This window comes from Streptomyces sp. NPDC102451 (assembly GCF_044765485.1).
Lineage (GTDB): Bacteria > Actinomycetota > Actinomycetes > Streptomycetales > Streptomycetaceae > Streptomyces.
In genome coordinates this window covers 1-21934 of the sequence record NZ_JBIWKD010000035.1, presented here as the reverse complement: position 1 = coordinate 21934, position 21934 = coordinate 1, and the positions used below count along the sequence as shown (strand labels likewise).

Genomic DNA, 21934 nt, shown 5'->3' with positions numbered 1-21934 from the left:
CATCATGCACACGACATGACATGACGGAGGAACCGTCCCGTCACCCACGAACGGGTGACACCACATCATCAGGAACGGGACTTAACGTCCTCTGAAACGCTCGTGAGCCGAGCGTCGTCGGAAGACCGCGGACAACACCGGTGCCGCGGTCGCGCAGCCTTCGGACACGGTGCTGCCGGGGGATGGCTCCGGGGTCACCGGCGTCACCGGCGGCGCCTGCGAAAACGGAGCAGCGCGGCGACAAGCTCGGGCAGCGCGTGGACGACGCCTTCGACCTTTGCCCGGTCTGCGCGAACGATCGCCGTGACGCAGACGATGGTCACGCACACGATCGTCACCACGACGACGAGCAGGGGGATAAGAAGCATGGGGTCGATGAGCTGCACAGGGTCCTCCGTCGAGTAGAACGGCCTACCGAACACGTAGGCGCGCCGTCAGGTTGGAGGACCGGCCGGTTAGCCAGGCAAGCGCTGCCCTCCACCCTTAACAGCCCTCCACCCCTCCTGTGGTCTTGGGGCCTGTCCCACAGGAAGGAATCGGGGAAGGCCTGTAGACCAGTGGGCGGCAGCGGGTCGTTCCACAGTCTTCGGCCCTGGCAGGAGCGCGAATGGGTCAACTCGGCAGAGGTGTGACGGGCCGACTTGCTACCGAGCAATGTCCGGGTTCACGGTCCCAGTTCATGGGGCCGAAGCTCATGTTCTTGGCTATGTGGTCGTACTACTGGGCCCGCACGGTGACGTCGTAGCGGTACAGGCACGACCGGAGCGTTCTACCGCTGGTGATGCGCTGGCGCTCCTGTTCGGTGTTGTGGCTCTGTTCACGAAAAGGGGTTGAACGGGGTCATCCAAGACGGCTCTGACGCCGTGATCACACCAGCCACGACAAGATCGTTCCACCCGCAGCGCCGTCTCACCGAGGCGTCACGGAATCACCGGCCGCCCGCCGATGGCCAGGCCACATGTCGGCATACGCCGCGTCGAAGAACTGCGCCTGCGACCCGCGCAGCACGGACCCGTCGGATATACCACCCCTGGCCGCCTCCGCGAGGCGGGCTGCAAAACGATAGGCAGCGCCACGCAAGGGCTCGCTTCTCGCTGCCAAGACGATCTCCGCATGCGCCAGCCACAGATCATCGACGAGCTGGTCGAGCTCGGCATCGGCCGCGGTGCCACCACCGCCCGACCGCGCGAGCGCCGCCTTCTCCACCTGCGACGCAAGCGCCAGGAACTTCAGGACCGCGTTCTTGAGCTCCGCCCGGTGCGCGGCTGACTCCTGTACTTCGAGCTGCCGAGTGTTGCTCGTGACAGGAGGTACTGGCCAAACAGCGATCCGCCCGCGCCGAGCGCAACACCAGCCAACGACAACAACGCCGGCCCCAAAGTTCCCCAAGATCCCATGACTTGAGTCTCTCAGCACCACGTTCGTCGCTGCGCGAGGAGACCCAGCCACCCGCGCACCGCTCCTGCCACCGTGATTGCGGCGCAACCTTTAGCATCGCCTCCCGTGATCACAGTCGTCGTTACCATCGCGCTGGCGTTCGCCGGCTATGTAGCCACCTATCTCAACGGCTTGCGCCTGTCGCAGCGCCAAGAACGCCTCGCTCGCCTGAATCGGCAGCTCAGCGATTTCTACGGACCGCTGTTCGCCCTCACGGAAGCCAACAGCCGCATCTTCGGCGCGTTCGTGGAGCGCAACGCCCGTCCTGACGGCAGGTCCCCCTTCGTGCATGAGACAGCGCCTTCCGAGGAGGAACTCGCCGAGTGGCGATTGTGGGTGAGGACCGTCTTCCTCCCGAACATTCAGGCGATGCGCGACCTCGTCATCAAGCGCGCTGACCTCTTGAGCGAACCAGAGATGCCGCCGATTCTGCTTCAGCTGTGTGCACACGTTTCCGGCTACGAGATCACAGCCGCCCGGTGGGAGCAGGGGAGCTATGACGAGCACCTGTCCGTGGTGCCCTTCCCCGGTGAGGAGATAGCCGCGTACGCGCGGCACGGGTTCGCGGGCTTGAAGCAGCAGCAGGGCCGTTTGCTCGGGCGACGGTAGGACAGTTGACCAAGAGGAACGACCTCTGGGAACTCCTGACGAAATGGGTGTTGGGGACCGATAGGCTCGGTGGCCATGAGCCAGAGCGGTTCGCAGGCGGCGGCGTTCTTCCGAGACGTCCGCGAAAGCAGCGTGGTCTGGCTTGTCCGGGATGACGACGGAAGCCCGACGCACCTCTCCGCGGACGGCACGCGAAGTCTTCCCTTCTGGTCGACCTCGCCCCGCGCCCAGAGGGCAGCGAAGGTCTGGGGACGTGGGCTCCGCGTTGAGTCCATGCCCTTGGACACCTGGTGCGATCGTGTACTGCCCGATGCCGCCCGGGACGGACTCGTGATCGGCATCAACTGGAGCGGGCCGCGCCTGGTCGGCTGGAGCTTCACCCCCAAGGAGGTTCTCAACCGGCTAGCGGCGGTTGAGTAGCCCACGGAGGCGCACGGGCGGCACGCTTGGAGCAGTGGGATCAGCCGGGTGACGTCGTTGCGGTTGCCGCCGGTCAGAGTGGCGGCGAGCGGGATGCCGGTGGGCTCGGTGATCAGCCATCATCAAGAAGACCGAAGCCTTCCGAAAACCCTTCCAGGAACTCCCGCCGCGGGGGGTCGGACTCGGCTTCGGCCATCGTCCCGAGCAGACCGATCAGTTCGCCCCGTTGGTCGCTCGACAGCTGCCTGACCAAGTGGGCGACACCCTCCAGAACCTTGACGGCATCGTCCGGATCCATCTGCTCGTCTTCGCTGCCCTCGATGAACCACAGGACATCGATCAAGGCCGCGGCCAGGGCGTGAGTCAGAGACGAGTACACGGGCATGAAGGCGTTCTCCCAGCAGGTCACGGCAGCAGCGTCCGGCCACCCCACCACATACCTCTGACATCACCCTCAACCAGCCCTCCACGGAACGTGAGCCAGAACCGGAACTCGTGAACGAAGACAGTGTCGGCTCACGAGGTCGACACCTTTCCGACGAAGGCCTCGCGGCACAGGACGTCTACCCCAGGCCCGTCTGCGGGTTGCAGATCTGACAGGCCTCGATGTCGGGCTCGGCCAGTGCGATGGCTGCTTCCTCGCGGTTGATGTAACCGAAGTCGTTCTCGTACAAGGTGCACGAGCCCCGGTGCAGGAGGGCTTTGTCGCTGGAGCGCTGAGGCTGGATCTTCCACGACCGCTCGGCCCGTGCCTGCTCACGGCGGCGCTTGTCCTGCTGCTCCTGGACCTCGAGCTCGCGGACCTTCTGATCCGCGCACTGCAGCTGCCACGCAAGGTACTCCCGCGTCGCGCGCCACTTCTCGAGCCGGGATATGGATCCGGGATCCGACACCGGACTCAGCCCGCCCCGGCCGCGGCCGGTGACTCGTGGCTGTGCTGGAGGGCCATCCGCCTGGCTACCACGTCACTCCGCTCCAGGGTCGCCCAGAACGGATGCGTGAAGACCACGCTGCTCAGCTTCAGGAGTTCGGCCCGGAAACGGGCCACCTCCCGACGCTGCTCCTCGGTGTAGCCGGGGCTGTCGGGCTTGGCGGACCGGTATCCGCTGTGCAGCTGCTTCTCGCCTTCCCAGCCCGGCATCGGCTCGGCCGACCACGGCAGGGCTCGGGCGTACTGCTCGTAGGCGGCGCGGGTCTGGTGCAGGGCGAGCTGGGCGTCGCGCAGGTCTTGGGGGAAGTCGTACATGGCCACGCCGTAATGATACGTCTGTTCGAATTCGTGTGGCGAGGGCTCGCCGGACCGTGCCAGAGGTCTCACCCGAACGGCATCCGGTGACGACCTGGGTGGGGCCGGCTGGCACCTGTGGAGGTGAGGGGTGCGGGGCCTGCCGTGGTGAGGTTTTCCGGCTGTTCGCCGTACCGGCCGGGGTGGGCCCGCTGCCTCTTGGTGTGGTCCGTCTCACGGTCCCTGGGGTGAACAGGACTGGAACATCTCCGGGAGGTGCTGCGTTTCTCTGCGTGTGGGTGCGGAGGGGACTGTGTCCCCGGGCCTCACCTATAGCCCATGGGGAAGATCGTTCGGCTGAAGCCCCATGGAGCCCTCCGCCGAGAGGCGACCACTCTCCGCACCCGCACCCCATCTGCCCCGGCTGGCCTCCCCCGACCAGTCGGGGCTTCCCCGTGCGTGCGCCTGCCATTCGGTCGTGCAGATCCCTCTGTGGTCCGGTTCAGGCTGCGTGACCGGAAGCGGCCTTCGGGTTACGTGTTGTCAGTGGCGGCTGCTTTGATGGATCGGCTGCGCAAGGGGGCGCGGCTTGGTGGGGAAGGGCTCGTGCAGCCGGGGCCACACCGGCCTCGGTCCACTTGGCCGGCCACTGTCGGCACGCGCTCCACCTCCGGCAGCAGCGGCTCCCCGGTAATTCAGGATGAAATAACGGGACGAAACGCTATCTGAGCGGCAAAGCAGCGCTGGCACGCCGGTTCACGTCACGGTCGTGGTCCCATCCCGGCGAAGAGGGCGGCGAGCATTCGGTCGACGTATTCGTGGGTCAGTGGTTCCTGCGTGATCAGCAGGCGGAAGTACAGCGGGCCGGAGAGGATTGCCATCGCCAGGTCCAGGTCGAAGTCGGGCGCCAGTTGGCCTTGGTCTCGTGCCGCCTTCAGGCGTGCGACCGTCTTGTGCGCCTGTGGGGCGATGAAGCGCTCATTGAGCGCGGCGGCTACGCCGGGGTCGTGCTGGGCCTCGCCGACCAGGGCCTGGAAGAGGGGGCGGAGCGGTGCCGTGGCCAGGAGGTCGACGGCCGCGTGGATCTGCTTGCGCAGGTCTGCCGCGACATCGCCCGTGTCGGGGTAGTCCAGGTCCGACTGGCCGAGCGAGAGCACCGAGTCGAGCAACAGGGCGCCCTTGGAGGGCCATCGGCGGTAGATGGTGTGTTTGCCGACGCCGGCCCGGGTGGCGATCGCTTCGATGCTGAGCTTGGCGTAGCCGAGTTCCTGCCCCAGGTCCAGCGTGGTTCGCATGATGGCGTTGGTCAGGTCGGGGCCACTTCGACGGGCGTTGGTCATGCTCCCACGATAACGGCACGGCACGTGCCGTGCTTGACAGGATTACGTGGGCCCGGCACGCTTTTCCACCTCGGCACGGCACGTGCCGTGCCGTCGAGAGGGGTGGCCTGGGCAGCACCCGTCGGCGCACCCTCCGACACTCTCCTGCCCCCGCTGCGGCAGGCTCTGTCCGCCTGGTTCGGACACCCTCGGACCGACGAGGGCCCGCACCACCGGCCGGCCACCGACCGCGTACGAACGACGCACACGATGAGGACGCCTGCCATGCACGTACCCGCCGACCCCACAGTCCTGCACCCGATGCCTGACCAGCCGAGGGTGGTGCTGCTCAAGCCGTTGGTCACGTCACCGCTGATCGACGTCGGGGAGTACTCCTACTACGACGACCCCGACGACGCGGCCGCCTTCGAGACCCGCAACGTGCTGTACCACTACGGGCCGGAGCGGCTGGTCATCGGCAAGTTCTGCGCGCTCGGAACGGGAGTGCGGTTCATCATGAACGGCGCCAACCACCGCATGGACGGCCCCTCGACCTTTCCCTTCCCCACCCTGGGCGGCTCCTGGGCCGACCACTTCGACCTGCTGACCGGCCTGCCCAACCGCGGGGACACCGTCGTCGGTAACGACGTCTGGTTCGGCCACAGCGCGACCGTCATGCCCGGCGTACGCATCGGACACGGCGCGATCATCGCCAGCGGATCCGTGGTCACCAAGGACGTCCCCGACTACGGCATCGTCGGCGGCAACCCGGCCCGGCTCATCCGCACCCGCTACAGCGACGAGGACATCGCCCGGCTGCTCGCGCTGGCCTGGTGGGACTGGCCCCCGGAGCACATCAGCGAGCACGTACGAACCCTCATGTCCGGCAGTGTCGACCAGCTGCAGGACGCGGCACCCTCCCTCCCGCACCCCTGATCCACCGCCCCGTGCTCGCCATCACCTCTCGGAAGGGGGCCGCCATGCCCGCCGCCACCGATCGAACCCCGTTCATCGACTGGCTCGAAGGCCATGCCACCGTCACCGGCCACACCGCCGACATGCGTCGTGACGAGGCCGCTCCCTTCGGATTCACTGTCCACGACACCCCGCTGGAGCCACCCGAGCCGGGAAGCATCGAAGAGGCCTTCGCCGAGACCGGCCTCGGACTCGCCATAGCGCCTCTTGGTCAGGCCCGGGCCGAGAACCTAGGCGCCCCAGACCGCATCCGTTTGCAGGGGGTCTACCAGCACACCCCGGTCATCGACGCGTTCGACGGCATCCTCTGCACACCCGTCTCCACCACCACCGACCTGGAGAAGCCGTGACCAGCAGGTTCACCGAATTGGTCGTCGACTGCCACGATCCGCAGCGACTCGCGGCGTTCTGGTGCGAAGTCCTGGACTTCACCGTGCTCGACCGGAGCGAGGGCAAGGTCGAGATCGGCTCCTGGGAGCCGACCGTCGAAGCTGTCCGCGCCGGCCAGATGCCGCCAACGCTGGTGTTCATCCAGGTGCCAGAGGGAAAAGCTGTGAAGAACCGGCTCCACCTCGACGTGAGCCCCATCGACGCCGGCACCGAGGACGAAGTCTCCAGACTGCTCAGCCTCGGCGCCACCACGGTGGACGTGGGCCAGGGCCCCGCCCGCAGCTGGACAGTCATGGCCGACCCCGAGGGCAACGAATTCGACGTCCTGCGCACCCTGGCACCCACCACCGACGTCACGCCCACCGCATAGCGGGTGACCTCCGCGACGAACTAGCCCCATATCGGACAACGTTCGCGCTGTAGACCGCTGGGACAACTCGTCGAAATAGTCGTCCCGCAGTAGCCGTGGATGGCCCCGTCCCGGCCTCCGACGACAGGCTGGGCGGATTCGGAATCGGAGTCCGGAGTGGGTTGTCCGCCGGTACGTTCCGGAGTCCGCAGCAGCCCGTTCCAGCCATCGCCACACACTGCCTGACCTGGTCTTTTGCCTTCCTCGCTCCTACGATCGACATCGGTCGAAAGGGGGGCCGGATGGACCGGACTGTACGCACCGTCGAGGACGTTCTCGCGCTCTTGGACGGGCTCTTCGCATCTGAATCCGAGGCCGGCCGCTTGGCAACGGGCGACGGTAAGGACTTCTGGGACCGCTTCTATGCCGACCGGTCAAGGCTGGTCCCGTTCTTCGTGTCGAAGCCGGACGAGAACCTGGCCGCCTACCTCGACCAGGGCCTGATCGCTCCTGGCCGGGCCCTGGACCTGGGATGCGGCCCGGGCCGCAACGCGCTCCCTGTTCCGCCGGGGTGCGGCCGCCTCGGGCGATGTCCGCCCTGCTCACGGCCGGTCAGGTGCGGCGAGTAGGTGTCGTACACGATCGCGATGAGCTTCCCGCTGGCCTGCAGGCAGCGCAGGCGCTGGAGCCGTCGGGGCGGCATCACCGGCGTATTCGGCGAGCTGCCGGCCGTTCTTGCGGCCCACCGGGTCCCGGATGTAGTCCCGCATCTGGCGCCGGGACTCCACACGGGAAATACGTCCCCCGATCCGCAAGATCAGTTCCCCAAGCCCTTCTTCCCACGGCTTCGTCGGTACATCAGCTTCTCGTTCAACGTCCGGCGGCCGGCACCAGCTGCCTGGGAATCCGTGCAACCGTCACTGTCGCTCGCCAGCGAGCGCTAGGTCATGGATCATGAAGTGGAGTTGCACGTCGTCCATCAACTCCGCCCACAGTCCCTCGGCGTCGAGCACGGAGGCCGCGACCATCCGAGCCTCAGCGACGAGTTCGGGGTCGTACGTGAAGCCTGGCCAAGGAAGGACGGGGTAGTCGTTCTCCTCGCCGAACTGCCGAACCCTCTCCATGTCGCCCAGGGCGGCGGCCGGGAGTGACTCGTTCGCCCAGGACCACAGCCAGGTCTGCTGGGCAACGCTGATGCTGCCGATCACTGTGAGCCGGCCTGTGAGGAAGACCTTGCCGTCGCGCGACCACGTGATCTGTGCGTCGTCCATCGACCAGTCGTATTGCACGTCTCCCGACAGGCCGAAGCGCTCGACCATGAGTGCCTGCCGCGAGCGGGCGCGCTCCCGAGCCGCGAGCACGACCGCCTCCCAGCCGGAGTGGTCATGCTCCGAGCGGTCGTCCACGTTGCCTCCTCGTACAGAACTGTCGGCAAGATCCTGCCACCCCGGCTGTGGCCAGGGCTCCCGGGCCTGGACCTGCCGGTGCCCGGGTGCGTGACTTGCCGTTGATCCTGTCCGGCGGGGCTTGGTTCCCTTCCGGTGATGCGCGGACCGGGCGTATGCCTCCCCCGTGGCTAGGACTCTGCCGACGGCGTGGCGGGGTGCTGGGTGGCGGTTCGTCGAACTCCGTGCCGTGCTGGCAGGCGATGCAGAGGCCATCACCAGGTGTCCTTGGGCCGGCTGACGGTCTGGCGCACCTGAGAACGGTGCCTGAGGGCCGCTATTGGCCGAAGATGCGGTTCCAGAGCTCTTGGCCCGCCGCAGTGAGCGCTCCGACACCGGTAACCCGTCCTTGCAGCCGCGTCAGCGCATCACGGATACGGTCGCGGTCCTGGTCTTCCTCCGGTTGGGAGAGCTCGTCGGCGACCTCTTGGGCGTCGCGCTCGGCCAGTCGGGGCTGTTCCAACGCCTCGGCGTGCTCCTGCACCAGATTCACAATGCGTTGCGCGAGGTCGGTGACGTCCGACGGGGCCGACCCGTCGCTGCCGGGATTTCCGCGAGTGTAGGTCACGTCCCTGGCTGTTCCGGTCACTACGACTCCGTCGCGCATCCGGATCGTGTTTCCGTGGCCGTTCTCTGCCGTGGTCATCTTGGCGTAGTTCCCTCCGTACGATTCGACGCACCGTGTGCCGTAGCCGGTCAGTTCGATGCGCGGGTAGTCGAAAATGCACAGCGATTCGTGGTCGGCGTGCTCAGCGGCCGCGAGGGCGTCTCTGAAGCTGACGCGTAATCCGCGGGCCATGGGTGAGTCCACAGGCTGAAGAATCCCCCACAGTGGTGCCGGATGAGCGGGGGCCCGGCCGGCGCCGAAGCTCCTGCCGGTCGCTCCCTGGTGCTCGTCCCACTTCCGCCTTTCGGTCATCTGCTGGTGCGTCCAGCGCAGCAGGACGGTCAAGACGGCTTCAGTGCGGTCGTTCTGAGCTTCGGCCAGCTGGGCATCTTCCTGCAGGAGCTCCACCGCACGGGCGCTTCCTGCATCGGTCAGCCGTGCCATTCCGCTCCAGTCCGGGCGGGAGCGTGGCGGCCAGGAGTAGACAGGGAGGAGGGGGAGCCCTGGTTCGGCGAATTTCGGCGGCCCGACGTCGGTCCTGTCGAGCTCGACGTGGCCTGCTGTTTCTTCCTGTCTGAGGAGGCCGGTGAGCCATCGGCATGCATTGCAGTGGCACTCCGGGAGGCTGATCAACGCGCTGTTCGGACAGTTCCATCGCGGCTCAAGCCATTCGTCGGGGCTCGAGGCCGACTCGTACAACCACCGCAAGAGGTCATTGACCTGGATGTCGCTGTAGGTGAACTCAGGCACAACCTCCCCAATGAGGTCGTACTCCGGAAGGGGGTGGGGGGTGTCCTGCCGGAGACTTTCCTCGTAGGGACTCGGGATCCGACGGGACCGCCTCCACCACCACAAAGCGCCCCCCGAAAGCCGCCGTCACCGTCTTGGTTGACGAGTATGCCGTCAGTCACGGTGCCCGGCCAGGAGGTGGCGCGCATCGCCGCTGTTCGTACGGGAATGGTGAGTGTGAAATGCGCCGCCGGGCCGGGACGAGGAACTCACCACCAGCAGCGTTCTTCAACCGTGGTTTCAACCGGGCGGCTGTGGTCGCCCCGCTCAGGAATCACACTCGCCGTGCTCGCGCATGCTTTCCTCGCCGTCCCTGGCCGGTCAGCAACGGGAAAAGGAGGCATTGATGGGGACGCGCCCGACCTCGTGGACCTCACACCGGCCGAGATTCGACGTCTGCCGGCAGTTGGACCCCGGCCCTCGTTCGAGCCCGCTGCACTCTCCCCACTCAAGCCGTTGACCAGCGCAAACGAAGAAGGACGGCTGGAGTACCAGGGCTTGCCCGGACGATCAGCCGGTGGCACCGGTTGGCGCGCTCAGTGAAGATCCGAGGTGAAGCCGCCGCGCGTAGGCGTCCGTGCCATCAGGCAGTCACGTCGACAGCGATATTTCGCCTTGCTTGCCCGATATTCTGACCTCCACCGTATTCGGGATGTCTTTGACCCAGTACGTGCAGGTGAACGTGTTGTCCACCTCGGCCACGAGGTAAACAGGACAGCTCACCCGGTCGGTCTGTGGGCTGATTCGGGCTTTCACCGCCTGCTCCACCGCCACGGGGTCCAACACCACGGGGTCCGCGGGGACGTCGGTGTCAGTGTTCATCACCTTGGTCGTCACGATCACCGCGCAGACGGCAACCACCACCGAGGAAGCCGCCATGATGCGCCGCGCAAAGCTCCGTTGATCAGTCACCGGACAGTCCTACCGGGCCCGCAGCCGGGCTGACAAGGGTCCCCCGGTCTCTATCGGGGAGCGGTGTCGGCGTACAAGTCGTCGATTCTGGAAGCGGCCGAGGGTAGAAGGGCAATCCGCCGAACGTGTTGGCCAATTCTCGGCTCACCCGCTGAGAAGCCGTGCCACCTTATGGCCCACCGCCTCACCCGGCCCTCCACGGCCGACCCGTGCCACACCGCACCCCCGTCGAGCCGGTCAGCAGCGGTCGAGGGCCTCGCCGAACAGGGGATCGAGTGGATCGCCCTCCTCCCCGACGACGAGACAGGTCGTCGCAACCGGCCCCCGGGAGAGTTCCACGAGCCGGGCCAGGGCCGCCGCCTCGGACGGCAGTCCGGCTGGATCGAGGCCGAGAGCCTTGGCCGCGCGGTCGCGTCGCCGGTCGAGGTCGGGCACGTCATTCCGGTACTCATCGGCGACCGTCTGGAGTTCGTCGGCCGTCCGTCCAGGAGTGTCTCGCCACCATGGCGCCACGAGACACAGACGCACCAACTCCGGCAGTCCGAGGGCGAGGGGCCCGGCCTCGCCATCGAGACTCACGTACACCACTGGGCGCTCCTCTCCACCCTCGCCGACGAAGCAGAAAGCGTCGCCTGATCCCGCACGCGCGAACTGCTCCAGCCGGGCCCCGGAAGCAAGCCGGACCCCTTCCTCCAACTCGTGGTCTGCCGGGTCCGTCGCGTCGAGATCCGCGACCCCGGCAAAGTAGGCGACGACGTCCTCGTGGGTGCCCAGGAGCGGCAACAGCCGGTCGGGCTGTGCTGGTTTCCCGGGGTCGGCCGGTGCATTCGGTCCGTTCACCAGACACACAGTAACCGGGGCTACCGTGATGAATCCCGAGTGGCGGCGTCTCAGGAATCCTCCGGTCCGGTCGTCTGCAAGAGGTCGATCCCGCAGAGAACGGCCAGTTCTTCGGCCGTCGAGGACAACGGTTGTTGCAGGTCGGCGAGTTGTGCACGCATGTCGGCGGCTCTGGTCCAGAGCTGTTCGTGTTCGATGGCGCTCCGGCCGGGTGGGCAGGTGGCCTCGTGCTGGCTGAGTGCCGAGTGCCATGTCGCGAGGAAGGGCCGGAGCTGCTGGTTGGCCAGTACGAAGGCGATTCGGGGGAGCAGGAGCGGGGGTGGGGATTCGGCCGCGACCCGGTGCAGTACCTCACGCGTGGTGGCGAAGAGGGAATGCAGGGATGTGAGAGCTTCGCGCAGCGAGCCGTCTTCGGGGCCCAGGGACTGGACGCCGACCCGGGTGACCAGCTCCACCTGAAGGTCGAAGGCGGCGGCCCGCTCCACGGGGCCCGGTCCCGAGCGCGTCAGGTCGAGAGTCGGGGAGGGGGCGGGCGCCGACCGCGGTGACGTGCTGTCGCGGGAATTCTGCGCGAGCGGCGTCGCGAGGGTGTGCAGCAACACTTGGCGCAGGTCCTCCTGGCGGGCCGTGTCCTCGTCGTGCCTGCGTACTGCTCGTGCCAGCAGAGCGTGCACGGTCCAGGACCGGTGGGCGGACGGGTCGGGCAGGAGAGCGCCGGAGCCCAGCAGCGTGCCGACGGCGTCGGAGACTGCGGGGCCGGCTTCCCACGGATCGTACGGATCGGTCGAGGCGATGGCGTTCTCCAGGACTGTCTGGGACAGGAGCGCCGGTGAGGCGAGGGCGAAGAGGCGCAACACGTCGTCGACCGGCCCGTTCCCGGACAGGGGGCGGGTCAGGAGCATGGAGGCAAGAGGGATCCGCGAACGCTCCGAGGACCGGCTCCCGGCACGTCGTGTGCCGGGCGAGGCCAGGATGTCGGTGCCGGCGGAGTGCAGACGGTTCCTGAGGCCGATGAAGTCGGTGGTATCGGCCAGGTCGGAGAGAAGGTCCAGGGCCTGGGGGTGTCCCCCCACATCGTGGACGAGGGCGAGGGCCGTTGCCTTCTCGACCTCGCTGCCGGGCGTCCTGTGCGAAGTGACGAGTCTGTACCCGTCCGCGTCGGAGAGCGGTGGGACGTCGATCGTCTCGGCGAATGACCCGTACCGGAACGAGCGAGTGGTCAGCAAGGTGGAGGCCAGCAGATGAGGACCGCGCAGTAGCTGCAGTTCGGCTTGGTTCAGGCCGTCGGGCAGCCCGTCCACGACCCACAGGCATGGTGCTCCTCGTTCGCCGAGGCGGATCGCGAGCCGGCTGAGAAGCCGTACGAGGTGGGCGCCGTTTGTGTGGTCCACGTCCAGCGCGTGGCACACGGTGGCCACCTGCTCCGCGTAGACGTCCATTGCCGTCGTCGGTGGCGAGCCGTGAGCCGGGTGGAGATCGAACCAGAACACCCCACCGGGAAAGGCGGAGCCGAACCGGAGGGCGTACTCCTGGGCCAGTACGGACTTGCCGATGCCGGGCATCCCGCGGAGCTGCGCCGTCCGGCCGGATCCGGAACCCGGCTGGGCGACGAGTGGGGCGCGGTGACGAACGAGCGCCGTGTGTATGCGCCACTGCTCAGCGAGCCGGTCGGTGAACCGCGTCGAGCCCGTCCTGGCAGGGGCCGGCAGCCATGGAGCGGAGGGTGCTTCACGCCCGCCCGCCAGATGCCCTGCCGCGCCGAGCGGCCATTCGATTCCCGTCACGTGTGCCGCAACCTGTTCCGCGAGGCCCTGGAGGGCTTCCGGGGCGGCGGGCCAGATCCAGTGCTTGGCGTCCCGGAGTTCGACAGGATGGACGTGGTCGGCGGAGATCTCAGGATTGATCACAAGGACACGGCGCCGGGGATCACCTTCGCGCTGGCCGGCGAGATACGCATAGGTGAGCTCCCACTGGCAGGCCCGCCGGCGGGGATACTCGGCGGAGTAGAAGGCGAGCAGGGCCTTCGAGCGGGCGACGGCCTCGGAGATCGAAGTGGTGATCGACGCGAAGTCGTCGACGCCCATGTCGTCGAGGAATACCCGCAGCCCCTGATCCCGCAGTACCTGGGCGAGCGTACGAGCTTTGTCGGCGTCGGTGCGGCTGTAGCTGAGGAACACGTCCCACTCGGCCACAAGCGCGGGAACACCGCCGGGCGCTGCCGGAGGGACCATGATCAGAGCCTCCCGCAGAGGCTCACACCTGCGCGCCTGCATACCTGCTCAACCCAGAAATCCAGCGGGGGGGGGGGTGCTGTTTGCTCGCTTGCGCGGGAAACCGTCATGGCGGCGGATGAGGAGGTGATCGTCACCCCCTCATCATGCGCCATACCGCGCGGGCCCCATGCGTGGTGCCGGACCGTCTCAGGGGGTGTCGAGCTCGGTCTCCTGCTGATCGGGGATGGGGGCACGCCTCTTCCCGGGGCGCCAGTCGGGCCTGCGCAGATACCGTTCCGGGTCGCGGATCCCAGCGAGGTCTCCCAGGGCGATGATGTACGGCCGCAGGCGCTGCTGGAGTTGATTCAGGTCGGCGCGGAAGAAGACGGCCTCGGGCCACAGCGTCTCGTCCACATGGCCCTCCTGCGCGGCCGCCCAAGCGTCGAGCCTCGGGTGCCAGGTCTCGAGGAAGGGAGCGAGGTTGTGGTTGACGATCGTCAGCACGAGTTCGTAGACCGAGTCACCCCTGGCCGGTGGTGGAGGCGCTGTTCCCGATTCCACGGGCTCCCTGTACAGATCGACGAGCTTCTTGAGCGAGGCGACAGCCGTGCGGAGGTCCCCGCCCTCGTCGCTCAGCGGGCGGGTGGCAACCCGTGTGGCGGCCTGGAAGAACAATCGCTGGGCGGCCTGTCGCATGTCCGTGGTGGCGGCGAACGTCATCTCACCGACGGGCAGGGTGAGCTTCACTTCCGTCAACTGGCCCGACCGGCGATAGATCTCGGCTCCCAGCACCAGAGCGATCCCGACCAGCCCGCCCACCACGACCGAGAGCGTTTGCCCACCGGTCTGAGCGATGGAGTACGCGGCGATGCCCACCACCGAGCCGACCAACGCTGCGAGCATCACTCGCGCCAAGGTCCGGGCACCAGGCCCCCATGCACGCTTGCGGCGTGTCGTCACAAGAATCTCCCCCCGGTTCCTTCTCGGCAACCGACGGTACTGATCACTGACGATCCCTTCAACTGGCCCTGCCCGGTGCGTCGTACGGGATGGAACCCATCGCCGCCCGCGAACCGGAATCCGCCGTCTACAGAGCCCTCCGCCGCACCCGAACCAGCGGCTGCGGCGCCCGAAGTCCCGACCGGTCCGGCCTGACCGCTCTCCGGGCCTTGCCCCACTCCAGGCCGGCCGCCAGGGTGCGGTGCGCTGCGGCGTCGAGCAGGGCCCGGGGGACCGGTACGCCGGTCTGCCGGGCCACCTCCAGAAGCGATGCTGCTGATGCCTGCTCAGCCGGCAACACCGCCTTGTACGAGTGCGACAGCGCGTCCAGCTGCTGACGGTGGATCGGGCGGAAGCGGTGGTTCCGTCGCCCCTTCTGCGCCTGCTGCTCGAAGACATCGGTGACCAGCCCGCCCCGCGCCTGGCTCACCGCCTGCGGTGCGGCGAGAGCGAGTTGCCAGCCCGCGGCGGGCAGCCGGTACAGGGCGGAGGCCAGGGCTCCGGCGCTCCGCGCGTCCGCGAGGATCTCCGCGCCGCCCCGCGGTTCGGGCCGGGTCGCGTTCTCCGGCCGCCACTGCGGTCCGTACAGCAGCTGTCCCACCCGGACCGCTGCCGTGTGGGCGATCACGGTGGCCGGGTGGGGGATGACCTGTGGCAGGCGTACGACCTCTCCGCGCCGGACGATCTCATAGCTGGGAGCAGGGAGCGCGGGGTGGGATCTCGGGTCGGCGATGTCCACGATCCGGTGCCATGCCGTCGCGGACTTCTGCCAGGCCTGCGCGGACCCGCGCAGCGCTCCGGCGCTCTCCCGCAGGGCGGCGGCGGTCTCGTCCGGCAGTTCCTCGGCGACCGTCAGCAGGACGCGGCCGGCCAGGAGGCGCTGCATGGCCGTCCAGCGCGCCAGCTGCTGGAGGTCCGATCCGCTCATGGGGTGATCGGAGCGGTGGTGCAGCGTTTCGAAGGCCGCCCGGGACAGCCGGTCGCAGTCCTCGGCGAGATTCGACGGTACGTCCTGCGTGCGGTCGCTGGGATCGGCTTGGACAGCGCTGACGGGAAGCGTCAGGGAGAGGGCGCCGATCGCGGCGTCCGCGTCGCGGGCCCCGTCCTGGCCGAGGACGGACGCCCTGGAGAGGAAGTGGCGGACGTCGCCGAACGCTGCCGCCGCGGAGGGGTCCAGGGTGTCCTGGGCGAGACCGGACGCCACCTGGGCCGCGCCCCAGGCGAGCTCGGAGCACCTGCGGGTCAGGTAGTGATGGGCCGGGACCGTGTCGAGTGCGTACGCGTACGCAGTGAGCGGTACGCGGTCGGGCCCGCGGTGGCTCTCGATGACGTCGCGCACCGCGTGGACCGCGGCCAAGGCGTCGGGCAGGTGGTTCTCCGCCGGACCGGCGCCGGGCGGGGGCAGCAGCCCCAGCGCGGACCGTAAAACGTCACTGGCTCGGCGCAGGTGGTGGACGAGATCCAGCGTCGCGGCCGACCGGGGGGCGTCCTCGTCACCCAGGCCCACGGGTTCGGTCAGGGCGGTGAGGAACCGGTCGAGTTGACGGGCCGAGGCAGGCCGGTCCGGCGAGGGAGCCGCCGCTGCCGTACGGAGCCGGTCCCCGGCCGTGTCGAAGAGTTCGTCGAGCGTCGCCATCACTGCCCCCGGACGGCGGCCAGCGACCGTGCGGCGGCAGCCGCATGCTCCGCGGCTTCACCGAGCTGGACGTCTTGTTCGGCGAGGCCGGCGAGCGCCCGGTGCGCCCTGTCCAGAAGGGTGACGTAGGGCTCCAGGCCGTCGGGACCGGTCCTGATGTCGCCGGCCTCCAGGGAAATCGGACGCCCGGTCCCGGGCAGCGGGAGCAGAGAGCGAGCTGCCAGGCATTCCTGTGCTGCCGTCAGTGCGAGGAGATCGTCTCCGGCCCCGTCCCAGGTGACGGCGTCGGCCACCCGCCCTCCGAGATCGAGTGCCTCCCAGGCGCCGGCCAGCACCGTGGCCGGATCCGCCGATCCCAGAGCCGCGTCCAGAGCGTTCATCGCCGTATTCATGAGTGCCTCTTCTGTCTGTCGCCTGTGGTGGCCGAGGGGGATCGTGGCACCGCATCCGGTGGGAGCCCAACGCCCTGTGGATAACGCGGCCCTTGTGGACGAAGCGGGTGTGAGGGGCTCAGGTGATGCTCCTGACCTCGGGCGAGGCGGCCAGGGCCTGAAGTCGCTTGCGGGTCCGGCGAGTCACTGCCGCATCGGGCCCGTGGATGTCGGTGACCGCACCCAGAACCTCCGTGCCGAGCGCGGGTGCGTCGGCGTCAGGGACGGTGCGCCAGAGGCTGTAGACCCGGCGGGTGGCCTCTTCGGTGTCGGGGTGACAGGGCCCCTGGATCGTGGCCCGCAGCCGGGCCGTGTGCAGATACCACCCGAGCGAGGTCGTGCGGTCGCCCGCCAGATAGGCCAGATGCGCGCGGACCTCCCGGATGTGCACGGTGTTGAGGTGCTCCGGACCGTACTCGCCGGTGACCTCGGTATCGAGCTGGTAGGCCATCCAGGCGGCGTCCGGGAGCCGGCCTCCGGCGGCCGTCGCGGCGATGTCCGTCAGCCGGCCGCGCAGCACCTGGGGGATGCGGGCCCCGGCCTGCTCCTGCGAGGCCTCGTGCCCGAGGCCCCAGAAGGCCGGCGTGACCGTGCCCCAAGGGCGGTACAGCTGTTCGTGCTCGACGTGCATCAGCCGTCCTTCGGTTTCGTGGCTCACCACTGCACCACCCGGCGGACCTCGGTGACCCGGGTGATGGCGCTGGTGGAGTTGCGCCAGCTGCTGTACGGAACGACGCGGGTGCGCACACCGGTGCGGGGCGCCTCGATGACCATGTCGTCGCCGATGTACATGCCGACGTGTCCCGGGCGGGCGTCGGAGCCGTCGCTGCCGGGGTTGAAGACCAGGTCTCCCGGCCTGGGCCCGTCCACGCTGACGTGGGTGCCGATGCGGACCTGGTCGTAGGTGACTCTCGGGATGCTGATGCCGGCGGCCCCGTAGGCCTGTTGCATGAGGGAGGAGCAGTCGCACCAGTGGGCCGGGCCGGCACCGTGGGCGTCGGTGCAGTCGCCGCCGAGCCGGTACCAGCCGCCCTTCTGCCTCAGGGCCCAGGCGACCGCGGTGCGCACCTCGCGCGGCGTACCGGCGGGCAGGGCGTAACCGGCAGGCAGCTGTACGTCGCCGCTCGGCGCCGGGGCGGTGAACTGCTTCGCCAGCGCCAGGATGTTCTTGACGTAGTTGTACGTCTGGCCCTGGGCGAAGCTCGCAGGAGGGACGCCGCCGTACTCGTCGACCCTGCCCCAGCCCGCGTTGTAGCCGGCGAGGGCGAGCTCCGTCGGCGATCCGTCGTACTGGGGGTGCGCCCTGCCCTTCCGCATCAGGCTGCACATGAACTTCCCCTGACCCGCGATGGCGTCCGCGGGCTCCCAGACGCTCCTGGTGCCGTTCCCGTTCCCGTCGGTCGCCCAGGTGGACCAGGTCCCCGGCATGAACTGGGCGATGCCCTGGGCGCCGGCTCCCGGGGACTGAGCCCGCGGATCGAAGTTCGATTCCTGCTTCAGCTGGGCCCCCAGTACCGCCGGTTGAAGGCCCGCGTCGCAGTCGGCGGCCGCTTCGAGGATCATCGGCGCGTACGCGGAAGGCACGCCGCCCCGGCCGATACGAAGACTGCCGGCGGTCGGACCGAGGTTTCCGCCGGACCCTCCGTCGTCCTCGCTGAAGGCCGCGACGAGCAGGACGACCCCCACGCCCAGCGCGACGGGAGTCATCACGGCCCCGCCCACGGCGACCGCCAACCAGCGTGTGACGCGCACAGTCCCCCCAGGCCTGCACTCAGTTTGCGGAAACGAACCCGCATGCCCGGTCTGCTTCAAGACATCGAGCTGGATGCAGACGGGTGATCTCATGTGACACTATGCCACCACTGCTTATCGGGGCCCACGTTGGTGACGTGAGTAAACCTTCCGAGTGACCGGATTCTGTCGCACGGATCCGTTCCGGTATGACGAGATGATGGATCGCATTAGCGTATGCGAAGAGTCGGCGCGGCGTAGGGGGCAAGCGTGGGCAAAAGGGGATCAATCGCGCTTTCGCTCTCTCCGGGTGCCCGCCTCGTGGTGCCGGTGATGGCCGCGACGGGCGGCAGCGGCCGGTCGACCGTCGCGGACCTGCTGGCAGCGCAGATGGCCGCGGCCGGTGCGTCGGCCGTCGTCCTCGACACCGCTCCACGGCTCTCGTCCCCATGGCCGTCGTGGACGGCCGGGCAGCAGGCCGGGGGACTGGCCGCACTGCCGCCGGACAGGCCGCTCACCCGCTCCCGGGTACAGGACGCGGCCGCGCAGCGAACGGGCGAGGACCGGCCGGCCTGGCAGGTGCTGACCGACGGCCGCGACTGGCACAGCGACCCCCTCGCTCTGCCGCACGCACCGGCCGCATGGCTGCAGTTGGCGGCCATCGGAGGCTGGCAGTGCGTCGTCGCCGACACCCCGCACCCGGTGGCGCACGACATCGTCGAGTCCCGGTGCGCCGGGCGGACCGGCCGGACCCGGGCCTGGTGCGAGCTGCCCTGCGCGGTGCCCGTGCTGCGCCTCGGCCACCGCCAGCGGCATACAGGCCCTCCAGCAGGCGGTGATGGCCATGCACGCGGACGGGATGCCGCTCCAGCGGACCGTGGCGGTCCTGGTCGCCCAGGCGGACGGGCGCCTCCCCGCCGTCGTACGGGCGGGCGCCACGATGCTGTCCGCACGAACCGCCGCGGTCGTCCACCTCCCGCACGACCCGCATGTCCGCGCCCACGGGCTGCGCACGGTCTCCCGGCTGCGCGCGCGTACCCGGCAAGCGGCAGCCCTGCTGAGTCAGGAAGTCCTCGCGGCGGCCGGAGCCTCATGGGGCACGCCGCTTCCGGACGCACCACGACCCGCGCCCCTGGCCGTGGTCTCCCATTCGTAGCCGACCTTCGACGAGGTGTTCCCGATGACGCTCATGGACGCGGTCCGCACGCTTGCCACCGACCCGGGCCTGCACGCACTGGCCGCAGACCCGCCCCCGGTCGTGCCGAAGCCCTCGCCGGCCCTCCCCGCGGCGGTGAACACGCAGGTGCAGACGGTTCTGAACTGGACCGCGGGATTCGGGCTCGCCGCCGCGGTGATCGGAGGCCTGACCGGCTGGCTGCTGGTCGCCGTCGGCCACAACACGGAGAGGGCCCAGCTGGCCGCCAGGGGCAAGCAGTCCGTGCTGTGGAGCCTGTGCGGTGCCGGAGGCATCGGCCTGACCAGCTCCATGGTGCTCGCGGTCTACAACATGTCGATCTGAGGCGGCGGCCATGAACAGACACGACCGCAGTGCTCGTACGGCCAGACTCCTCCTTGCCGCGCTCGGCGTCCTGGTCGCCGGTGCGCTCACCGTCGGCGGCGTCGTCGCCTATTCGCTGTTCGACGGCGAGCCGGAGCAGCCGAGCGCCGGCTCCTCGGCCACGGACAGGCCGAAGCCGTCGGGATCCGGGTCCGCGGACGCCGTCGCGCCGATGACGCCGGAGAAGGCCAGGAAGATCCCGTTGGACGTGCCCACCGGGCAGGAGGGCGGCGCCTCCGTCGGTTTCCCCCACAGCGCGGGCGGCGCCGTTTCCGCGGTCGTCCACTTCTGGGAGGAGTACGCCTGGATGGACGACCAGAAGGCCCGCCAGCAGCTCGAGGTCGTCACCTCCCCGGACGCGACCGGGTACATCGACAAGCAGATCTCCGAGGTCCGCAAGCTCAGGGAAGGCGCCGGCCTGCCCGCCTCCGGTGGCACACCGGCGGGGGTCACCTTCACCACCACGGTGGATGCCGTACGCATGCGGAGTCTCGCCGACGACGACCTGCCCCGCGGGGACGTCGTCCACATCTGGCTGAGCTTCGACCGGTACGCGACCACACCGGACAAGGCGACCGACGACAACCCGGTCAAGGGCGACACCACCGACTTCATCGTCAAGTGGCAGGACGGCGCCTGGAGGATCACCGACGAGGAGGCCTACGTCAGGCAGCGGACCCTCCCCGTCGCCTACGACCCGGATTCGGCCTTCGCATGGCGTGACCAGTGGGTCCAGGTCAGGCATGAGGACTGAGCGCCCGCAGCATCCTGCGGCGCCCGGGGTCTGGTTCCTCCTGCTCGCCCTGCTGTGCTGCGTTGTCGGCGGCGTGGCGGGCGCCCCCGCCGCGGTGGCCGACCACGGCGGCAAGCACGCCGCCTACGGACCGCCCGAGCCGCCGCCGGCGGACTGGGCCGCGGGCGGCGACGTCGCGGGCGTCGACACCCAGGGCCACTGGTGCGTCCTGGACTTCGGGGCCACCGACGGGGACTGCCGGCCCGCCGGGGCAGGCGAACTGCCGGGCAGCATCGGCGCCTGCGAAGGGGCGGACGGCAACGCGGCCATGAACTGCGGCGAGGCCGATCGCCGACGGTACGAGGAACTTCGCCTCGACAAGTGGCGCAAGGCCTACGACCAGGAGCAGGGCAACTTCGAAGAGCTGAACACGTACGTCACCGCCTGCGTCGAGAAGGGCGGCACCTTCCAGGAGTGCCTGCGGGACGGTCAGAACACGTACCCCCCGGACGCGAAGAACCCGGTGGCCTGGGCGGAGGGCAAGATCAGCGAGCTCGCCTCGGACGCCCTGAAGGAGGCCGCCCGCTACATCGGCAAGGCCGTGGTGTGGCTGCTGGAAGAGTTCGCGAAGGTCTTCAACACCTCGTCCACCATCGACCTGACCAAGGTCGGCATCGGCTCCGCCACCGGCGTCATGACCTCCCTCTCCCTGGTGGTCGCCACCTTCCTCCTGCTCCTGCAGTTCGGGAAGGTCGCCATCAGCCGGCGAGGCGAACCGGCCGTCACCGCCGTCACCGGCCTGGCGAAGTGGGGCGTCATCTCCTCCGTGTACGTACTGGCCACCCAGACCGCGCTGTCCTGGTCGGACGCGGTGTCCACCTGGATCATCAACTACACCTTCGACGGCGGCGGATCCGGCGAGGCCGATGCGACCGAGGCGATGCAGCACCAGCTCGGCACCCTGTTCGGAGGACTCATCACCGGCGGCGGAGGCGCCGCGACGGTCGGCACCGCTCTCATCACCGGCGAGACGGTCGCTGCCGCGGCGGTCGGGGTCATCATCGTCGTCGGGATCATCTGCATCCTCGCGATCGCCGCGCTCTGGCTCGAAGTGCTGCTGCGCCAGGCCGGGATCATGATCCTGGTCGCGACCATGCCCGTGGTCCTGGCCGGCCAGCTCTCGGACTCCACCCAGGAATGGTGGCCGAAGGCCCGTAACGCACTGACCGGATTCAACCGGTCGTTGCAACACCGGCCTTTTGATGCAACTGTAGCTGCTCGTTGAACGCTTCGGCAGGTGTCTTCCAGCCGAGCGT

At 68.8% G+C, this 21934-nt stretch carries 25 protein-coding genes and 2 pseudogenes; 11 read left to right on the top strand and 16 right to left on the bottom strand.

The window, feature by feature from the left end; translation table 11 throughout:
• Positions 1 to 203 precede the first annotated feature (203 nt).
• Positions 204 to 386, bottom strand: a complete 183-nt coding sequence (locus tag ACIRD8_RS37165) for a hypothetical protein (protein WP_404002026.1) — start codon at positions 384 to 386, stop codon at positions 204 to 206.
• Between the two features lie 727 nt (positions 387 to 1113).
• Between ACIRD8_RS37165 and ACIRD8_RS37160 the strand changes: the two genes are divergently transcribed.
• The 3 genes from ACIRD8_RS37160 (at position 1114) to ACIRD8_RS37150 (ending at position 2466) form a co-directional block, all read left to right on the top strand.
• Positions 1114 to 1269, top strand: coding sequence for a hypothetical protein (locus tag ACIRD8_RS37160; RefSeq protein WP_404002023.1), 156 nt, complete (start codon positions 1114 to 1116; stop codon positions 1267 to 1269).
• 234 nt (positions 1270 to 1503) lie between these two features.
• Positions 1504 to 2046 (top strand): hypothetical protein, encoded by a 543-nt coding sequence (locus ACIRD8_RS37155; RefSeq protein WP_404002021.1) that lies wholly within the window; start codon positions 1504 to 1506, stop codon positions 2044 to 2046.
• Between the two features lie 75 nt (positions 2047 to 2121).
• A complete protein-coding gene (locus tag ACIRD8_RS37150; RefSeq protein WP_404002018.1) occupies positions 2122 to 2466 on the top strand; it encodes a DUF2750 domain-containing protein in 345 nt (114 codons plus the stop codon).
• Positions 2467 to 2480: 14 nt separating this feature from the next.
• Here ACIRD8_RS37150 and ACIRD8_RS37145 read toward each other — a convergent pair.
• From ACIRD8_RS37145 to ACIRD8_RS37125, 5 genes and pseudogenes are all read right to left on the bottom strand, one after another.
• Positions 2481 to 2582: pseudogene (locus ACIRD8_RS37145) on the bottom strand (IS5/IS1182 family transposase); the annotation flags it as partial.
• Positions 2579 to 2875, bottom strand: coding sequence for a hypothetical protein (locus tag ACIRD8_RS37140; RefSeq protein WP_404002015.1), 297 nt, complete (start codon positions 2873 to 2875; stop codon positions 2579 to 2581). The gene ACIRD8_RS37140 and the pseudogene ACIRD8_RS37145, both read right to left, overlap by 4 nt.
• Positions 2876 to 3029: 154 nt before the next feature.
• The gene (locus ACIRD8_RS37135; protein ID WP_404002012.1) at positions 3030 to 3359 is read right to left on the bottom strand and encodes a DUF6233 domain-containing protein; all 330 of its coding nucleotides are present in this window, start codon (positions 3357 to 3359) and stop codon (positions 3030 to 3032) included.
• 5 nt (positions 3360 to 3364) lie between these two features.
• Positions 3365 to 3712 (bottom strand): hypothetical protein, encoded by a 348-nt coding sequence (locus tag ACIRD8_RS37130; protein ID WP_404002029.1) that lies wholly within the window; start codon positions 3710 to 3712, stop codon positions 3365 to 3367.
• 740 nt (positions 3713 to 4452) lie between these two features.
• The gene (locus ACIRD8_RS37125) at positions 4453 to 5031 is read right to left on the bottom strand and encodes a TetR/AcrR family transcriptional regulator (RefSeq protein WP_404002009.1); all 579 of its coding nucleotides are present in this window, start codon (positions 5029 to 5031) and stop codon (positions 4453 to 4455) included.
• A 264-nt stretch (positions 5032 to 5295) separates the two neighbouring features.
• Between ACIRD8_RS37125 and ACIRD8_RS37120 the strand changes: the two genes are divergently transcribed.
• The 4 genes and pseudogenes from ACIRD8_RS37120 to ACIRD8_RS37105 form a co-directional block, all read left to right on the top strand.
• Positions 5296 to 5946, top strand: a complete 651-nt coding sequence (locus ACIRD8_RS37120) for a CatB-related O-acetyltransferase (RefSeq protein ID WP_404002006.1) — start codon at positions 5296 to 5298, stop codon at positions 5944 to 5946.
• Between the two features lie 44 nt (positions 5947 to 5990).
• Positions 5991 to 6335 (top strand): hypothetical protein, encoded by a 345-nt coding sequence (locus ACIRD8_RS37115; protein ID WP_404002003.1) that lies wholly within the window; start codon positions 5991 to 5993, stop codon positions 6333 to 6335.
• Positions 6332 to 6745: a VOC family protein gene (locus ACIRD8_RS37110; protein WP_404002001.1), complete on the top strand. Its 414-nt coding sequence runs from the start codon at positions 6332 to 6334 to the stop codon at positions 6743 to 6745. Before ACIRD8_RS37115 ends, ACIRD8_RS37110 begins: the two co-directional genes overlap by 4 nt.
• Before the next feature lie 281 nt (positions 6746 to 7026).
• Positions 7027 to 7281, top strand: a pseudogene (locus ACIRD8_RS37105) (SAM-dependent methyltransferase); the annotation flags it as partial.
• 360 nt (positions 7282 to 7641) lie between these two features.
• Here ACIRD8_RS37105 and ACIRD8_RS37100 read toward each other — a convergent pair.
• From ACIRD8_RS37100 to ACIRD8_RS37055, 10 genes are all read right to left on the bottom strand, one after another.
• Entirely contained in the window at positions 7642 to 8130 is a 489-nt protein-coding gene (locus ACIRD8_RS37100; protein WP_404001998.1) for a DUF6882 domain-containing protein, read from the bottom strand.
• A gap of 316 nt (positions 8131 to 8446) precedes the next feature.
• The gene (locus ACIRD8_RS37095; protein ID WP_404001996.1) at positions 8447 to 9526 is read right to left on the bottom strand and encodes a hypothetical protein; all 1080 of its coding nucleotides are present in this window, start codon (positions 9524 to 9526) and stop codon (positions 8447 to 8449) included.
• Between the two features lie 630 nt (positions 9527 to 10156).
• On the bottom strand, positions 10157 to 10477 hold the full coding sequence (locus tag ACIRD8_RS37090; protein WP_404001993.1) for a DUF4333 domain-containing protein: 321 nt from the start codon (positions 10475 to 10477) through the stop codon (positions 10157 to 10159).
• 237 nt (positions 10478 to 10714) lie between these two features.
• Entirely contained in the window at positions 10715 to 11317 is a 603-nt protein-coding gene (locus ACIRD8_RS37085; RefSeq protein ID WP_404001989.1) for a hypothetical protein, read from the bottom strand.
• Between the two features lie 50 nt (positions 11318 to 11367).
• Positions 11368 to 13548: a TIR domain-containing protein gene (locus ACIRD8_RS37080; protein WP_404001986.1), complete on the bottom strand. Its 2181-nt coding sequence runs from the start codon at positions 13546 to 13548 to the stop codon at positions 11368 to 11370.
• 189 nt (positions 13549 to 13737) lie between these two features.
• Positions 13738 to 14433: a hypothetical protein gene (locus tag ACIRD8_RS37075; protein WP_404001984.1), complete on the bottom strand. Its 696-nt coding sequence runs from the start codon at positions 14431 to 14433 to the stop codon at positions 13738 to 13740.
• A gap of 184 nt (positions 14434 to 14617) precedes the next feature.
• Positions 14618 to 16165 (bottom strand): hypothetical protein, encoded by a 1548-nt coding sequence (locus tag ACIRD8_RS37070; RefSeq protein ID WP_404001981.1) that lies wholly within the window; start codon positions 16163 to 16165, stop codon positions 14618 to 14620.
• Complete coding sequence (locus ACIRD8_RS37065) at positions 16165 to 16557, bottom strand: hypothetical protein (protein ID WP_404001979.1); 393 nt, start codon at positions 16555 to 16557, stop codon at positions 16165 to 16167. The genes ACIRD8_RS37070 and ACIRD8_RS37065 overlap by 1 nt, the downstream gene beginning before the upstream one ends.
• A gap of 118 nt (positions 16558 to 16675) precedes the next feature.
• Positions 16676 to 17254 carry a hypothetical protein gene (locus ACIRD8_RS37060; RefSeq protein ID WP_404001976.1) on the bottom strand — a complete coding sequence of 193 codons (579 nt, stop codon included), beginning with the start codon at positions 17252 to 17254 and terminating at the stop codon, positions 16676 to 16678.
• Positions 17251 to 18303: an NlpC/P60 family protein gene (locus ACIRD8_RS37055; protein WP_404001973.1), complete on the bottom strand. Its 1053-nt coding sequence runs from the start codon at positions 18301 to 18303 to the stop codon at positions 17251 to 17253. Before ACIRD8_RS37055 ends, ACIRD8_RS37060 begins: the two co-directional genes overlap by 4 nt.
• Before the next feature lie 862 nt (positions 18304 to 19165).
• Here ACIRD8_RS37055 and ACIRD8_RS37050 point away from each other — a divergent pair.
• The 4 genes from ACIRD8_RS37050 to ACIRD8_RS37035 are packed head-to-tail and all read left to right on the top strand — an operon-like array spanning position 19166 to position 21903.
• Positions 19166 to 19483 carry a hypothetical protein gene (locus tag ACIRD8_RS37050; protein WP_404001970.1) on the top strand — a complete coding sequence of 106 codons (318 nt, stop codon included), beginning with the start codon at positions 19166 to 19168 and terminating at the stop codon, positions 19481 to 19483.
• Between the two features lie 24 nt (positions 19484 to 19507).
• Positions 19508 to 19846, top strand: a complete 339-nt coding sequence (locus ACIRD8_RS37045) for a hypothetical protein (RefSeq protein ID WP_404001967.1) — start codon at positions 19508 to 19510, stop codon at positions 19844 to 19846.
• A gap of 10 nt (positions 19847 to 19856) precedes the next feature.
• Positions 19857 to 20639, top strand: a complete 783-nt coding sequence (locus tag ACIRD8_RS37040) for a hypothetical protein (RefSeq protein WP_404001965.1) — start codon at positions 19857 to 19859, stop codon at positions 20637 to 20639.
• Positions 20629 to 21903 (top strand): hypothetical protein, encoded by a 1275-nt coding sequence (locus ACIRD8_RS37035; RefSeq protein ID WP_404001963.1) that lies wholly within the window; start codon positions 20629 to 20631, stop codon positions 21901 to 21903. Before ACIRD8_RS37040 ends, ACIRD8_RS37035 begins: the two co-directional genes overlap by 11 nt.
• The last annotated feature ends 31 nt before the right edge of the window (positions 21904 to 21934 follow it).